This window comes from Shewanella morhuae (assembly GCF_900156405.1).
In the GTDB taxonomy this organism is placed as follows: Bacteria; Pseudomonadota; Gammaproteobacteria; order Enterobacterales; family Shewanellaceae; genus Shewanella; species Shewanella morhuae.
In genome coordinates, this window is record NZ_FTNN01000001.1 from 226,674 (window position 1) to 242,154 (window position 15,481).

Below are 15,481 nucleotides of genomic sequence, written 5' to 3' on the forward strand. Positions count from 1 at the left end.
GGGCTTACATTACGTAAGCCCTTTTTATTTGCGGTACAACAGGATGAGATGCAGCGTTAAACTCTTTAGATTAGGATCGCGCCATTAACGCTTCTAGAATAGATTTTTTTGTTACTATTACTGGCAGTACATAATACGAAACGACTGTTATGATGTGCTGCTGCATGATTGGATTGAGTATCGCTCTCGCGCTCAATATAAGTGGCGAATGTTAAAACGAGATTAAAGTGAAACGGTTTACTTTACATGGCGTTTTTAATTAATACTGGTGGGCATAGTATTGTTAATCTTTGAGGTAACTGATGATTCTATTTCGTATTGTATTTTCTCTCGTGCTTGGCGCTTGGGTGACGTTTACTTATCCAGTTATGGCATCTGAGCTTAATATCAAGGTGGTTGATTTGCAGCAGTTGTCGATTGCCGATGCTGTGGTAGAACTTATTCCTGCGGTAACGCCAACTCAAGTCGCCGATGTTCAGCATTATCAAATGTCGCAAAAAGATCGAACCTTTGTGCCCTTTGTATTAGCAGTGCCTAAAGGCGCTAAAGTGGATTTTCCTAACTTAGATCGCACTCGCCACCATGTATATTCCTTTTCAGAAACAAAGCCATTTGAGCTTAAACTCTATGTTGGACAGGCTGAAGCCCCGATCTTATTCGATAAATCGGGTTTAGTCGCGCTGGGCTGTAATATTCACGATTATATGCAAGCTTTTATCTATGTTGCCGATAGCCCATTAGTGGCGGTTGCAAACGACAATGGTGAGATCCAATTTAATGGCCTAGCAGTGGGTCAATATAAAGTTAAGTTGTGGCACCCATGGCAAAAAATGGCCACGGAACCAGCTGATTTATTCATTACGCAAGGACATAATTCATTGAGTTTATCTTTAGATATTGTGCGTCAGGCTAAGCCGTCGGCGCCGCCAGCGGGATTTGGCCATTTTGATGCTGAGGGCAATTCATTACATGCTGAATAGTTTTCGCGCGCGGCTCATTTTAGTCTTTTTTATTGTGTTGACCTTAGTGCAGTTTGCTACTGCATTTTCTGTGTTGACGGCGACGCAAAGAGACAACTTTTTACAGCAACAGAAAAGCCTCGATATTGGCGCTAACGTATTCCTCGAAGTGTTATCTAATCGCGGTATACAACTAAGCCAGAGTCTCTCTGTGCTTAGTGCGGATTTTGGTTTTAAACGGGCGATTGCAACGGGTGAGCAAGAGACAATTGAGTCGGTATTATCTAATCATGGCTCGCGTATTGGCGCCGATGCCGTGGTGTTGTTATCACCTAAAGGGGCATTATTAACCTCGAGTATTCCTGGGCTTGACCAAGAGGATATTCAGTCTTTATTTGATATGACTACTAGCAGTAATAATGCCTTGGCGATATTAAACTTTGACCATGTAAGTTATCAGTTTGTACTGCAACCGGTTAAAGCCCCTACCTTAATTGCGTGGGTTGGCATGGGCTTTGTGTTAGATGAAAAAGTTGCCCAGCAAGCTAAAGCGATTACGGGTATTGATGTCAGTTTTGTCAATCAAGATACTGGCCGCACCGAAATAGCTTCCACTTTATCTGATGATGAAAAATTGAGTGTATTAACGCAGGCGAGCTTGTTACCTAACTTACTCACCATACCCAGTGAAACGATTCCGGTAGATCATCTGACCATGGCTCTCAAGTTGTACGACCGCAATGGTAGTCAGTTAGCGTTATTGCATCAATCGAACCTTAAATGGCAACAAAGTTACCAGCAGTTACGTAATAACATGCTGTTTATTTTTGCCTTAACCTTAGCGTTAGCCATCGCGATAGCCATCTGGTTATCGGGTAGCTTAATGGCACCCGTGCACCAATTGGTGACCTATGCGCGTAAAATAGGCCAAGGCGTAGTACCTAATAAAATCCAAGGTGCTCCCGCTGAGTTAGAAGTGTTAGCCAGCAGTTTATCGTTAATGCGTGAAGATATAGAGGCGCGTGAAAAGGATTTAGTGTATCAATCCCGCCACGATAGCTTAACGGGTTTACTTAATCGTTTTGCCGCGAAGCAGTGTTTGGCTGAGCTTGGGCAAGGTTTATCCGGTGCTATGGTATTACTGGATATTAAACATTTCCGTCATATTAACGACATTATTGGGTTTGCCAATGCGGATAACTTATTAATCTTATTTGCGCGCCGTTTAGAGCAATTAGCACCGACGCCCGATTTACTTGCGCGTTTAGATGGCGATTCGTTTTTACTGCTTTATAACCAAGGAATACGTCCCGAACACTTACTTAAATCACTGGATATGCTCGAGGCACCATTTCCTGTTCAAGGTTCGAATATATCTTTGACGGTAAGGGCTGGGTTACTAGTAATCGATGGCAATGGTACCGATGTTGATGTGTTAGTGCGCCGCGCCGAAATTGCCCTTAATCAAGCCTGTCTCGAAGAGCTGCGGGTGGTGAGCTATCGTCAGGGCGATGATGAGAAATACCAGCGCGAACTCACGCTTATTCGTGATTTACCGATAGGCTTGGCACAAAATCAACTCTATCTCGTGTTTCAACCAAAAGTGGATTTGCATTTAAATCAATGCACTGGCGCTGAAGCATTAATCCGCTGGCAACACCCAACATTAGGGTTTATTCCTCCCGATGAATTTATCCAACTCGCTGAAAACTCAGGCAACATTGATATCGTCAGTCAATGGGTGCTCACGCAGGCTATTAAACAATTAGTTATATGGCAACAACAGGGCTTAGTGCTTAAACTGGCCATTAACCTGTCGGCCCACGACTTAGTTGATACCCGCTTACCGAATCAAATCGCCAGTTTATTAAAGGATAATAATCTGCCGAGCGGGGCGCTATGCATTGAAGTCACCGAAGGCGCTGTGATGAAAGATGCACAAACAGTCGTGGGTGTATTGCAGCGTTTTCGTGACATTGGTGTATCAGTTGCCATTGATGACTTTGGTACCGGTCAATCATCGCTAGCCTATTTGAAAATTTTACCCGTCAACGAAGTGAAAATTGATCGTAGCTTTATTAAAGATATGTTAACCGACAGCCAAGATGTGATGATCGTCAATACCAGTATTCAATTGATCCACGGCTTAGGATTTACGGTTGTGGCTGAAGGTGTTGAGGAGGCTGAGGGTGTGGATATTTTACGTCATTTAGGTTGCGATATGGTTCAAGGCTATGTGTTTTCAAAACCGTTAAAAGTGGCTGATTTTGATCTGTGGTTTGAAGCGTTTAATCATCCAAAAACCACTGAAGCATAAGTTAGTTCGTTCAAATTAACGTTCAAATTAACCTTAAAAAAACATTAAACGAAGCTTTGTCTTCGCTCAACATAATCGCGGAGTATCTAGTGAACATTGCCATCAATTCATTCGTTTTGAATTATGTAAAGGCTTTACCTTGGCTATGTTTGCTACTGGGCTCAACGACTGCTTTAGCCGAAGGTAGCCGTGTAGTGGCAACGGGCGGCGCGACAACTATTGAGGGCAGTGCAGGCGGAGGCATAGTGCCATGGGCGGTGATCAACGGTTATGGCAGTAGCGGCGAATGGTCGGCAACAGCGATGGCAACGGGTGTTTATGTCGATGATTTTACGCTTAAGGTTATTGGCGCATCTTTGAGTTTTGATAATCGATTTGAGCTGAGTGTAGCTCGACAAACCTTTGATTTAGATACAATGGGCGGCGAGTTAGGCCAAGATATTGTTGGCGTTAAATACAAGGTGGTAGGAGAGCTACTTTATACTGCAATGCCACAAATCACCTTAGGCGCACAGTATAAAAAAGTCGATGACTTTACTCTCCCTCAGGCAGTTGGCGCGCGGGATGACAGTGGAATTGATTGGTATGTTGCTGCCAGTAAAATATTTTTTGATGCGCTGGCGGGGCGCAACTTATTACTCAATGGCACAGTGCGCGCGACTAAGGCGAATCAAACTGGACTATTGGGTTTCGGCACTCAAGCCAGTAATGATTACCGGTTTGTGCTCGAAGCGTCTGCAGCGGTGTTGTTAACGGATAATTTGGCGCTGGGTATTGAGTATCGGCAGAAACCCAATGAACTCGGCTTTGCCCGTGAGGACGATTGGCAGGATGTGTTTTTAGCGTGGTTTATCAATAAACATCTTTCCGTCGTTACCGCTTATAGCAAATTAGGCAGTATTGCAGGTTTTGATGATCAGCAAGGCTGGTATGTCTCGATTGAGGGCAGTTTATGAGCCGTTTATGGATAACAATGATGGCGTTAACCTTTGTGCTACTCAGTAGCGGATGCGCCGACAAATCGGTTCAACCCGCCCCTTTGCAAGCGGATACTACAAGCCTATATCAAGCTTTAGGGAATGATGTGGGCGTCAGTGCGATCATTGATGGATTATTAAAACGTATCTCAACAGACACGCGTATCGTACATCACTTTGATGCAACCGATATTGCGTTATTTCGTGAGCGATTAATTGAGCATATTTGTTGGGTTGCCGGTGGTGATTGTGAATATCACGGTGAAAGCATGGAAAAAACACACCAAGGTTTAAATATTACCCAAGCGGATTTTGATGCCTTAGTTGGGCATTTGATAGCATCGATGAAAGAGCAACACATACCATTAGCGACCCGTAATGCACTACTAAAAAGGCTTGCGCCTATGTATTCAGACATTACCTATCATTAGGCATGTTGTAACGCACAAAAATCGCCGCTCAAAATAGTGAACTTCATATGCTGCTGTCACGATTGATAGCAGCATTTTTTATGGGCACTAGAGCAATAGTGCTGCATCAATAGGATGAAATTGAGATGCGGAATCCCTTAAGGATTTAGCCGTTAGGGCAGGTACGCCATAGACTTGGGTTTCAACGCCATATTTTTGATGAATTTTTTGCAGTAATAAATCGAAATCGCCATCACCAGACAGCAAGATCACTGAATCCACTTCACCCGCGCCTTCCATTATATCTATGGTGATCCCTACATCCCAGTCGCCTTTGGCCGAACCATCGCTGCGCTGAATAAACGGTTTTAGCTTTACCTCAAAACCGATGTGCTTTAACGCGTCTTGAAATTTTAATTGACCATCGTCGCCCTTGTGGATGGCATAAGCCACGGCCAATACAATATCGCCCTCATAACCTAAGTGTTGCCACAATTTACGATAGTTAAACTGGCGGCCATAGGCTTCACGGCAGGTGTAATAGATGTTCTGCACATCGACAAATAAAGCTATTCTTTTCAATACAGTGTCCCACCTTGGTTGAGAAAATCACTATAACATACAAACATAATTACAAAGGCTAAGGGAGCATTTATCACTTGGATCCGTTTGCAGATATAAACTAAGCATATGCGCTTGGCATTGTTTACTCAAAAATTTGCAGGGTGTTAGGATTTGAAGGTCAAAAATAAAAAGCCAAGGCATCAACACCTTGGCTTTATGACATCATAGCGGTTTACACTTTAGGCATGAGTTCCTGCTGTTTCGCTGCTTCTTGCGCCGCTAATTCTTGGGCTTTAATTGCCGCTTCTAGTTTAGCTTCAACATAGCCTGGGGAATGGGTCGCTGCTGAAATTAATCGATACATAGCTGGGATAACGAGTAGGGTTACGAAGGTGGCAAATGCCATACCAAAGAACACCACAGTACCCACTGCAATACGGCTTTCTGAACCTGCACCGGTTGAAAATATTAACGGTACCGCGCCAATTAATGTCGTAAAGGCGGTCATCAGAATAGGTCGTAATCGGCGTGATGAGGCGTCGATAATGGCTTTATCGAGTTCAAAACCGCGGTCACGCAATTGGTTCGCAAACTCGACAATTAAAATACCGTTTTTGGTCACCATGCCAATTAACATGATCATGCCTATCTGGCTATAGATGTTAATCCCTTGACTGGTAATTAGCAGACCTAAAAAACCACCGAATATGCCCATTGGTACAGTAAACATCACTACTAGTGGGTTGATAAAACTCTCAAATTGCGCGGCTAAGACTAAATAAGCCACCAACAAAGCTAAACCAAATACAATAAAGATACTGCTCTGGTTTTCTTTAAAGTCTTTAGACTCACCGGTATAACCAATCGAAATGTCTTTAGGTAACAACTCGATAGATTTATTTTCGAGAAACGTTAAGGATTCCCCTAAGGTGTAGCCTTCACTGATATTGGCTTTAAGGGTAATGGATTTTTGTTTATTGGTGTGGCTTAGCCTTTGCGCCGAGGCGATTTCTTCAATATGGGTGACGGTATCAAGGGTGATAAGTTCGCCTTTGCCTGAGCGCATATAGATCTGGCTCAAGTCGCCGACGTTATTGAAACTGTTTTCATCACCGCGCAAATACACATCATACTCTTCACCGCGATCGACATAGGTGGTTTCTGTACGACCGCCCAGCATGACTTCTAAGGTTTGTGATACATCATCAACACTGATCCCAAGCTCTGCTGCGCGCTCCTTATCGACAGTCACAATCAATTCAGGTGTGGTCTCGGCGTAGTCTAGGTCAGCGCCTTCCATCATGGGGCTGGCGTTGGCTTCTTCTTTTAATACCTGTGCCCACTTAAACAGCTCGGCGTAATCAGAGCCGCCGAGTACAAACTGTACCGGTTCACTCGATTGGCCTCTAAAGCCCGGCATCATAGGGCGAACCATCACATCGGGAATATCTTTTAAGGCATTACTCACAATGCCGAGGGCTTGCGGAGCCGTAACATCACGATTCTCCCAATCTTCTAACTGCATGATGACAAAGCCGGTTTGATCGCCTGCACGGCCACCAAACGCGGGGGCTTGTACGCTAAAAGAGCGTAGTACGCCTTGGCCTAATAATGGCATGAGTCTGTCTTCGACAATGTCCATATTGGCGGTCATACGATTATAACTGGTGCCTTCAGCGCCTTTAACAAAAGCATACAATACGCCGCGATCTTCCTGCGGTGCGAGTTGCGCTGGTACTTGTTGCATTAACCAAGCACTACCACCGATACAGGCGAGGATCACTAAAGGGGCGAGTAAACGTAGTTTAATCGCCCGAGTCACCGCGACGCGATAGACTCTTTCCATGCGGGCGAAACCACTATCAACCCAGCGGTTAAAACGATTAGGTTTGACGTTGGCCTTGAGTAACTTGCTACTCAACACAGGTGTAAGCGTTAGAGCAACGAGGGATGAAAACAGCACTGAGACGGCCAACATCACCGAAAACTCGGTAAATAGCAGACCGACCATGCCATCCATAAAAGAAATCGGTAGAAACACCATGACCAATACGGCCGTGGTTGCAACAACGGCAAAGCCAACTTCACGGGTACCTTTGTAGGCGGCGAGTAACGGTTCTTCGCCTTTTTCGATATGGTGGAAAATGTTCTCAACTACCACAATCGCATCATCGACCACCAGTCCGATAGAGAGGATTAATGCCATTAATGTGAGTAAGTTAATCGAATAACCTAACATGTTAGCAGCGATAAACGCCGAAATTAATGAGACGGGTACTGTCACCGCAGGGATTAAGGTCGCCCGTGCTTGCCCGATAAAGATATACAGCACCAGTACAACCAAAGCCCCTGTCACATAGAGCGTGTTATAAACCTCATTAATAGAACGGTCGATGAATACGGTTGAATCAAAGTCGACAATCAGGCTGGTGCCTTCAGGTAAAAAGTCTTGCACCCGATCGACTTCTTTATGTACTTCTTGGGCGACAAGTAGCGGGTTAGCATCTGATTGGGAAATAATCCCTAAGCTGATATTAACGATACCGTCACTTTTAAAAGTAGAGTTTTCGTTTTGTGCGCCTACGGCAACATCAGCGACATCTTTTAAATAAATCGGGGTGCCGTCACTTGCCGTGCGAACAACCAGATAGTCAAAATCCTTTGCTGTGTAATATAAGCGTTTAGTGCGAACCGACATCACCGTGGTGTCGTTACGTACTTGCCCGCCAGGCGTCTCGATATTTTCTTTACGCAGAGCGTTGGTGATATCAGTGACGGTAACATTGCGCCCAGCCATTTGTTCAGGCCTGAGCTTGACGTACATCACCTTATACAAACCGCCAGAAATACTAATAGAACTTACGCCACTGATAAGGCTAAATCTGTCTTCTAATACACGCTGTGCGTAGTCGGTTAACTGCGTGCGATCCATCACGCTGGAGCTTAAGTTTACATAAACCGAGGGTTCTCCAGAGCCGTTGTCCTTAGAAACAATAGGATCTTTCGCATCCTCAGGTAGTCGGCGCTGGGCACGGGCTACCGCATCACGTACGTCACTGACCCCTTCGGTTAAGTTCCAACCGAGGAGAAATTGAACTGTGATACGTGAGCTACCATTACGGGTGGTTGAAGTGATTTCGTCGATACCACTGATCCCTGTCAATTCATCTTCTAGGGTTTTAGTGATCTGGCTTTCCATAATGGCAGCCGATGCACCGGAATAACTGGTGCTGATAGTGACCACAGGGCTTTCAACATCGGGCATTTCCCGTATCGACAGTTTAGTGAATGATACAATACCAAATACACACAGTAGTAAGCTTAAAACGATAGCAACGACAGGGCGTTTAACTGAAACATCGGACAGCCACATTATTTAGTCTCCGCGGCTTTAGTGCCTGAAAGTTCAGTAGTATTTGAGACTTCAGCGGTATTAGCCGATGCTTTCTTATCAAGCGCCACTTCATTAATAAGTAAGCCATCGCGCATATTCACAAGACCTTGTACCACCACCTTGTCGCCTACGTTTAAGCCGTGCTCAATCAAAACTTGGTTATCGATACGTGCGCCGAGTGTCACTTCGGTGCGGTGAGCAATATGGTCGGCAGTCACTACGTATACATAGCGTTTAGTTCCTGAGTATTCAAGCGCTTGTACTGGCACCATTGGAGCTGAAATAGCAGGGAAAGTAATCGTTGAGGACATCATCATGCCTGGCTTTAAACGACCTTTTTGATTATTGAATTGCACCCGTACTTTAAGGTTTAAGGTTTCTTCATTGACGCGCGGATCGATTGCAACCACTTTGCCGTTAAAGGTTTCGCCAGGCCAAGCACGGCTGGTCGCGGATACTTGCATACCAATACTTAACTGCGACAAAAAATGTTCGGGCACGTGTAGGTCAAGGCGCATGCTGGATAAGTCATCTAATGACATTAGCTCAGTCCCCACACTAACCATTTTGCCTTCGCTGAAATTGATAAGCCCCGTATTGCCTGCAAACGGGGCAGTAAGATAGTGATAATGTAAATCAGCTTGCGTTGAGGCTAAACGAGCTTGCGCCACATCAACACTGGCTTTTTGGGCATCAATCTCGGTTTGAGTTATGGCATTGCGGCTAATGAGTTTTTGAAATTCTTTGAGTTTACGTTTTTCATCATTAAGAAAGGCATTGGCTTCAGCGACTGCAGCTTGGGCTTTCATATCATCGAGTTCGATGAGTATCTGGCCTTTTTTTACTGCTTGGTTTGAGGTCACAGCGATTTGTTTAATTTTACCTGTGACCTGCGGCGCGATGATCACTGCGCGTTCGGCTGCAAGTTTGGCTATTAATGCAACGGATTGTGCTAGCGGATATTCAACCACTTCCCCAGTCACTACAGGAACCGTTCGCATCAAGTGGGGAGCGCTTTCTGGTTTAGCCGCTTGCAGGACATCACTGAAACTTACCGCAGTGGCGATAACTGCAAGCAGGGCAATGGCAATAATGGTTTTTTTCATTGTAATTATTATCTCGTGCAAAGGCAGTTAAAAAAGACGATCGCTCTAATGCCGCTATTCTAGTGAATAACGTCTGCGAGTTGGGTAAAAGTTTGTAAATTTTAGCGAACGAAAATGAAAGAAATTGTGTTTTTTGGCATAGATTGCCATTAGATGCTCATTTTTGTCGCTTTTGGGCTGTGGATTGTTAGTGTCATGATAGGCGATGTTAAGGATGTATTTTAATCGTGGGCGGATATAGACCTTTTTTCGATAGGAGTTTGGGTTGTCTCAACTTGAGAATATTGGTTTAATATTTCAGCCAAACGGCCATCGCTACGCATACTGTCTAGACCTTTATTGAAAGCATCGACTAATTGCGCGTGGTCGTTTACCGCTAAAGAAATACCTAAGTGGAACACTTCATTTGCAATAGGTTGACCCACTTGTTCAAAGACATTGGTGTATTCAGTTGGGCCTTCTTCGATTAAATATCTGGCAATGTTATGTGCTATCAAGACTAAATCAATGCGTTTTGATAAGAGTCTTTTAAAATTCATCTCATCTGAGTTGGCTGCTTCAGTCATCAATCCCGCGGCAAAAATTTCGGGTGGATTAGCATAACCGCGACCAATCCCAATAGTATAAGGTTTGAGATCGGCAAGTTTACTGAAGCTTAACGCGTTATCTTTACGTTTATAAAATACAATCTGCACGGGTTGAATTGGCGCTGAAAAATCGACCCATTGTTCACGCTCTTTGCGATACCACAGCCCAATCATTCCATCAGCTTTACCATTTTTAACTAGCAATGTACCCCGAGCAAAAGGGTAAAACTTGATGGTGGCATGATAACCTTGGCGCTTAAATGCCTCTTTCACAACCTGAGACACTCCCCCCTGTTCAGGCAAGCCTTCGGCATAAAATGGCGGATAATTGGTGGCGACTAAATTGATTTCTCTGCCCGCAAATGCGGGTTGGTAAAAACCAACCATTAACAAACATAAGCTTGATAAGATGAATAACCTTTTTCCCATTTCTACTCCAACCAGTTTCACATCAATATTCAACTCAAAATACTTAACCGGAACCTAGGATTGTTTCTGTAGTAACTGATTTATTTTATTACCTTTTTAATAAAAACAATCAGTAATAGCTGCAGAGCTTGTTCCGAATTTAGGTGACTGAGCTTTAGGTGACTTAGCTTTAGGAGAGTAAATGCCTATTAATATTGACATTTACTCTTAACCGACATGTTTAATTCAAGCTTAGCATACCATTATATGAGAGCGAGTCTTTTGGCGTGTTACAAAGTAACCAACTCACCATGGTAAAGATCGCGGCTGAGCTTATTCGGCTTAATGAGTAATAACTCACCGGATTTTCCTTCTTTAATACTGCTATCTATCGCAATGATTTTATTGTGGTATAACCCAAGCACTTGTTCCTGTGATGTGTGTCCAACGACGATATGTTCGACCTTGAAATAGTCCAGTATGTTATCGATATCCGACTCTTTTAGCTCATTTTTAAAGTAACCGCGATACCAAGTTGGACCATTGGTGAAAAATAGGAAATTGAGTAAATCATCTTTCTTTAAATCGGCTTTTTTATCATCTAAATGCTGACGAAATAGTTGGTTAGCATCGCTGATATGTAATTTACGCTCGACCCATTCAGGACTGATGCCGCCATGCATAAACAAGATATTATTGATTTTGACTAAGGTGTGTTTGCTGCGAAGCCACTGGCCTATTTCAGTGTCTTTATTATAGAGTGCATCGTAGCTACGAGTGAGTAAGTCTGCCGAAACTTGATAACGTTCATTGACGTAACGTAAATCACCGCGAAACACCATTTGCTCATGGTTGCCCATGAGTAGATGTAAACGTCCACCTGCAGCTTGAGCTTCTTGATCTAAGGCATATAAAAACCACAATACTTCATTGACCTGATGGCCACGGTCAAACATGTCTCCCGTCATCACCATATGACCGTCACCAAAGGCCCAGTGGTTATTTTTGTCGATAATCTTATGGGCTTTTAGCAAGTTAATCATCACATCAAATTGGCCATGCACATCGCTAAGGGCGACAATTTTGCTGACATGAGTAAAGGTATCGGGCTCAACGGTGGCTACTTGTGTGTGAAGATGGGGCTCTGGTAATTCACCGCAACTGGCAGGGCGAGTTAACTGCGCCTTTGTAATCGGCGTTTGTTTTAGTTCACTCTGGCAAATCCAATAGGCAGTATCTTTTTGAGTTTTGTCTAAAAACACATAAGGGCCATCGGTGACGCTGTTTTCTTGAGTTTTGAGCGCTGGCTCGGCTTCGCTTGCATTGGCCGCTAATGAGTTAAAAGAGAGTGAGGACAAAGGGAGTACGGTGATTATCCATAACAGGGGCGTGATTTTTTTCTGTTGCGTCAGCACCCATTGGCTGGCTCGGCTCAGTCGCGTGATAGAGAGCATGATTGGGTGAAACCCGACTGGCATCGAATTGATTAGCATTAGACTGCATCCTTGTTCTTATTTTAGTTATTCATTCTGTCATTTTAGACACTTGCTCTGATGAGCCATCGAATATGTAACTTTGCGAAGTTAATCTCAGGTGTTTAATTTCAAACGCTCAGACTCAAGCGCTTAATCTTAAGTACTTAATATCAAGTGCTCAACATATTGCAAACACTAAATCATACGGGTAAGGCTTAGGGGCGACAAGTCACAAGGCGGGCCAAATTAAACTTGCCACCTCTTTAATCAGTTATTTCATGCTTGTATGCCTATAGCTGATGATTGTAGTTGCGTAGCATTCACCGTTGTACGTATTGCACTTACATGGCATTGACAACGGTACGGCTATCGACAAACTGCTCGAAACTGACGATTTTTCCGCTGTGTATCTTCCATAAATGGGCGACTCGGGCGCTAAAATATTTGTCTGTCTTGACATAGGTTCCTGAATAAGTGCCAAAGGCAAAAAACCTTATCGCCTTGGGCTACATAGTCTTCGATATCGACGCGATAGTTATCCCATTTAGTTTCGAGGCGGGCGAACACGTTGGCGGCTATTGCGCTAAAACCTACATAAGTGCCCGCATAAGGAAACCCCGCCGCTTCCGACCAGCGCGCGTCACTCGCTAAGGCATGCTGAAGACTTTTGGCGTTCTCGGCTGAGCTACTTCCCTCATAGGTGCGTTTTACTAGTGCAAGATTCGCATCAGTCTGCCTTGCTGGTTTGATAAGGCTTGATTGTGTAATGGTCTAATGAAACTGTAGAGTGCGCACTTTAGCCGCTGGTGTGCTGCAGGCAGTCCTAGCAGAATGAGTTGTTGAGTGAGTCATAGCATTAAACCTTCAGGCTTAAGTTCGTCGCGACATTAGCGACTTAAGTCCTTTGAGATCATTGATTAAAATAGTTAGGTTGGTACGGTTATTGGGGGACAGTTATTTAGGTAAAGACAGGCATACAATCGCTTATGTGCTTGTCTTTAATTGTTTGCACTTAAATGCCTATATTTCATCGCCAGTATATTAAGTGTCGAGATAGGTATGGCAGGGCTTACATAGGCCAGGTCATTTCGCCCATGTAAACTTTGGCGCTGATCTCAAGTCCTGCATCGACTGGCATTTGTGGATATAGCGCCCGCATCTTTTGGATTAATTCGGCTGAATTTTTCGAAGCTTTTGCCGCGACGTCAAAGGCTTTTACATAGTCACGGGTAAAATTGATGGCGCGGATATCAAATCGCGCTTTGCCTAAGTAGTGCCCCGGGATCACTGTGGTCGGCAGCAGTTTTTCCATTGCATCTAAATGAATTAACCATTCTTGACGCTCAGAGGTAGTTTGGGTGTCTGCCATCCAAACATGGGTGTTATCAAATACTTCTACGCCACCTACAATAGTTTTTATCGATGGTACCCACAGGAAAGTGTGTTTAGGATGTTTGTCATTAAAACCTTCGATAATCACTTGCTCACCGTCGATAGTAAACGTATCACTATGAACCGCTTTGGGTAGCACTAATTCGCTTGGCGCATTGTCTTTTAAAATCGGCCCCCAGTAGGCGAGCTTGCCATCCATTGAAGCTTTAATGGCATCGACAGTGGTTTGAGTGGCGACGATTTGTGCATCGGGGAAATTCTTTTTAATCACGGCTAAGCCGAAATAAAAGTCAGGATCGCTATGGCTGATATACACCTGAGTCAGTTTTTTACCGCTTGCCTTGATGGTATCGACCAAGGTTTGGGCATCGTTATTTTGAAATTGTGCATCGACTAACATCATTTCGTGTTCGCCGCTGATAAAACTCGATGACACGGCAAAGATACTGTTCTCGCCCGGATTAAAATGGCTCACTTGTAATGGCGCAGCATTGACCGTGCCGAGTCCCGCTAGCAGTAAGGTAGCGGCTAAGCTGATTTTAGATGAGGCTTTGAATGTGGCGTTAACTGTGGCGTTAACTATGTTGCGTATTGCATAGGTCGATGTGTTCATTTTGGGCTCACTTATAGTCACAGGATAAAAGAGTAAAAGCTTCGGTTTAGCATTTGTTTATTTGCAGCTGCTGCAAAAGTGAGCTCAGTATAGGTTGCAGAAATTAATAGATAAATGCCATCATCTGCCCATGATTGTTGCATTAATCGGACTAATGGCTGGATGTAATCTTGCTCTCTTAGTCATGTTAGGACGCAAATCTGTAAGCGAGCCGTTGGTTGAAAGTGATCATTGATTGAAAGTGATTATTGGTTGAACGTGAGTGGAGATAAGTAATGGATAGACTCGAAGCGGCTAAAGTGTTTGTGACTATTGTCGAGCGCGGCAGCATGATTGGCGCCGCCAATGCCTTAGATATGTCGCGGTCTATGGTGACCCGTTACTTGAGCGAAATGGAAGAATGGTCCGGTGCTAGGTTACTACATCGTTCGACACGTAGCCTCAGCTTAACGCCAGCGGGTGAGCAAGTGCTGGATTATTGTTATCGCTTACTTGAATTGGCTAATGAAGTGCCAGCGGTTAATCATGCCGCTGTGGCGATTCCGCGCGGATTATTGCGTATTAGCTGCTCCCAGTTTTTAGCGCATCAGATTTTAACGCCCGTGGTGCGCCAATACTTAGCCAGTTATCCGCAGGCGAGTGTGAACCTTCACGTGAGTAGCCAAACCGTCGATCTGGTCGCTGAGCGGATTGATCTGGCGATTCGCATCACCAATGAACTCGACCCCAATCTTATCGCAAGGCGCTTGGGGGAATGTGAATCTGTGGTGTGCGCCGCACCGAGTTATCTTGCCGCGCGCGCCGCCGTGCTGCATCCCGAAGATTTGACTCAACATAACTGCTTAAACTATTCCTACTTTGGCGATGTGATGTGGCGCTTTTATCAAACTGCTGTGGCTGTAAAACAGCATCAGGCGCTGAAATCCGATCCTAAGTTAAACCAAGGTCAGGCGTTTAACGTGCCTGTGAATGGGAATTTTAGCGCCAATGATTCTATGGTGGTGCTCAATGCTACGCTGGCAGGTGAGGGGATTGCTATGCAACCGCTGTGGGCAGCGAAACCCTATTTAGATTCGGGTCAGTTAGTGCCTTTATTAACGAAGTTTACGCCGCAATCCCTTGGTGTGTATGGTGTGTATCAATCCCGCAAACACATGCAGCCTGCACTCAGGGTGATGATGGACATGCTGGTGGCCTATTTTGCCAGTTTGAAATAGCATTAAGTCTTTTGAGTAATCAATGCCGTTAGACTTGAAACATAAAAGCCATGGCCAATGTG

12 protein-coding genes are annotated in these 15,481 nt (G+C 44.4%); 5 read left to right on the forward strand and 7 right to left on the reverse strand.

Annotated elements, in window-relative coordinates; all coding sequences use genetic code 11:
* The first annotated feature begins 302 nt into the window (after positions 1–302).
* The 4 genes from BW947_RS01010 to BW947_RS01025 all read left to right on the forward strand — a co-directional run bounded on the left by BW947_RS01010 (position 303) and on the right by BW947_RS01025 (position 4,684).
* Complete coding sequence (locus tag BW947_RS01010) at positions 303–980, forward strand: cupredoxin domain-containing protein (protein WP_076496462.1); 678 nt, start codon at positions 303–305, stop codon at positions 978–980.
* Positions 970–3,276, forward strand: a complete 2,307-nt coding sequence (locus BW947_RS01015; RefSeq protein WP_076496463.1) for a bifunctional diguanylate cyclase/phosphodiesterase — start codon at positions 970–972, stop codon at positions 3,274–3,276. Before BW947_RS01010 ends, BW947_RS01015 begins: the two co-directional genes overlap by 11 nt.
* 89 nt (positions 3,277–3,365) lie before the next feature.
* Positions 3,366–4,232: a DUF3034 family protein gene (locus tag BW947_RS01020; RefSeq protein ID WP_076496464.1), complete on the forward strand. Its 867-nt coding sequence runs from the start codon at positions 3,366–3,368 to the stop codon at positions 4,230–4,232.
* Positions 4,229–4,684: a group I truncated hemoglobin gene (locus BW947_RS01025; protein WP_076496465.1), complete on the forward strand. Its 456-nt coding sequence runs from the start codon at positions 4,229–4,231 to the stop codon at positions 4,682–4,684. Before BW947_RS01020 ends, BW947_RS01025 begins: the two co-directional genes overlap by 4 nt.
* 87 nt (positions 4,685–4,771) lie before the next feature.
* On the opposite strand, the gene BW947_RS01030 is transcribed toward BW947_RS01025, so the two are convergent.
* The 7 genes from BW947_RS01030 to BW947_RS01060 all read right to left on the reverse strand — a co-directional run bounded on the left by BW947_RS01030 (position 4,772) and on the right by BW947_RS01060 (position 14,202).
* Positions 4,772–5,245, reverse strand: coding sequence for a LabA-like NYN domain-containing protein (locus tag BW947_RS01030; protein WP_076496466.1), 474 nt, complete (start codon positions 5,243–5,245; stop codon positions 4,772–4,774).
* A gap of 214 nt (positions 5,246–5,459) precedes the next feature.
* Positions 5,460–8,600, reverse strand: a complete 3,141-nt coding sequence (locus tag BW947_RS01035; RefSeq protein ID WP_076496467.1) for a multidrug efflux RND transporter permease subunit — start codon at positions 8,598–8,600, stop codon at positions 5,460–5,462.
* Positions 8,600–9,727 carry an efflux RND transporter periplasmic adaptor subunit gene (locus BW947_RS01040; protein ID WP_076496468.1) on the reverse strand — a complete coding sequence of 376 codons (1,128 nt, stop codon included), beginning with the start codon at positions 9,725–9,727 and terminating at the stop codon, positions 8,600–8,602. The genes BW947_RS01035 and BW947_RS01040 overlap by 1 nt, the downstream gene beginning before the upstream one ends.
* Positions 9,728–9,948: 221 nt before the next feature.
* Positions 9,949–10,743, reverse strand: coding sequence for a substrate-binding periplasmic protein (locus BW947_RS01045; protein WP_076496469.1), 795 nt, complete (start codon positions 10,741–10,743; stop codon positions 9,949–9,951).
* Between the two features lie 269 nt (positions 10,744–11,012).
* Positions 11,013–12,215 carry a metallophosphoesterase gene (locus BW947_RS01050; RefSeq protein ID WP_076496470.1) on the reverse strand — a complete coding sequence of 401 codons (1,203 nt, stop codon included), beginning with the start codon at positions 12,213–12,215 and terminating at the stop codon, positions 11,013–11,015.
* A gap of 417 nt (positions 12,216–12,632) precedes the next feature.
* The gene (locus BW947_RS01055; RefSeq protein ID WP_341865386.1) at positions 12,633–12,965 is read right to left on the reverse strand and encodes a nuclear transport factor 2 family protein; all 333 of its coding nucleotides are present in this window, start codon (positions 12,963–12,965) and stop codon (positions 12,633–12,635) included.
* Positions 12,966–13,266: 301 nt separating this feature from the next.
* Positions 13,267–14,202 carry an MBL fold metallo-hydrolase gene (locus tag BW947_RS01060; RefSeq protein WP_076496471.1) on the reverse strand — a complete coding sequence of 312 codons (936 nt, stop codon included), beginning with the start codon at positions 14,200–14,202 and terminating at the stop codon, positions 13,267–13,269.
* Between the two features lie 275 nt (positions 14,203–14,477).
* Here BW947_RS01060 and BW947_RS01065 point away from each other — a divergent pair, with 275 nt between their 5' ends.
* Positions 14,478–15,419 (forward strand): LysR family transcriptional regulator, encoded by a 942-nt coding sequence (locus tag BW947_RS01065; protein ID WP_076496472.1) that lies wholly within the window; start codon positions 14,478–14,480, stop codon positions 15,417–15,419.
* The last annotated feature ends 62 nt before the right edge of the window (positions 15,420–15,481 follow it).

Bases quoted from the DNA above. Each gene is read 5' to 3' on its own strand.
- BW947_RS01035 (WP_076496467.1), bottom strand. From the start codon at position 8,600: ATGTGGCTGTCCGATGTTTCAGTTAAACGCCCTGTCGTTGCTATCGTT.
- BW947_RS01010 (WP_076496462.1), top strand. From the start codon at position 303: ATGATTCTATTTCGTATTGTATTTTCTCTCGTGCTTGGCGCTTGGGTG.
- BW947_RS01015 (WP_076496463.1), top strand. From the start codon at position 970: ATGCTGAATAGTTTTCGCGCGCGGCTCATTTTAGTCTTTTTTATTGTG.
- BW947_RS01040 (WP_076496468.1), bottom strand. From the start codon at position 9,727: ATGAAAAAAACCATTATTGCCATTGCCCTGCTTGCAGTTATCGCCACT.
- BW947_RS01025 (WP_076496465.1), top strand. From the start codon at position 4,229: ATGAGCCGTTTATGGATAACAATGATGGCGTTAACCTTTGTGCTACTC.
- BW947_RS01050 (WP_076496470.1), bottom strand. From the start codon at position 12,215: ATGCTAATCAATTCGATGCCAGTCGGGTTTCACCCAATCATGCTCTCT.
- BW947_RS01045 (WP_076496469.1), bottom strand. From the start codon at position 10,743: ATGGGAAAAAGGTTATTCATCTTATCAAGCTTATGTTTGTTAATGGTT.
- BW947_RS01065 (WP_076496472.1), top strand. From the start codon at position 14,478: ATGGATAGACTCGAAGCGGCTAAAGTGTTTGTGACTATTGTCGAGCGC.
- BW947_RS01060 (WP_076496471.1), bottom strand. From the start codon at position 14,202: ATGAACACATCGACCTATGCAATACGCAACATAGTTAACGCCACAGTT.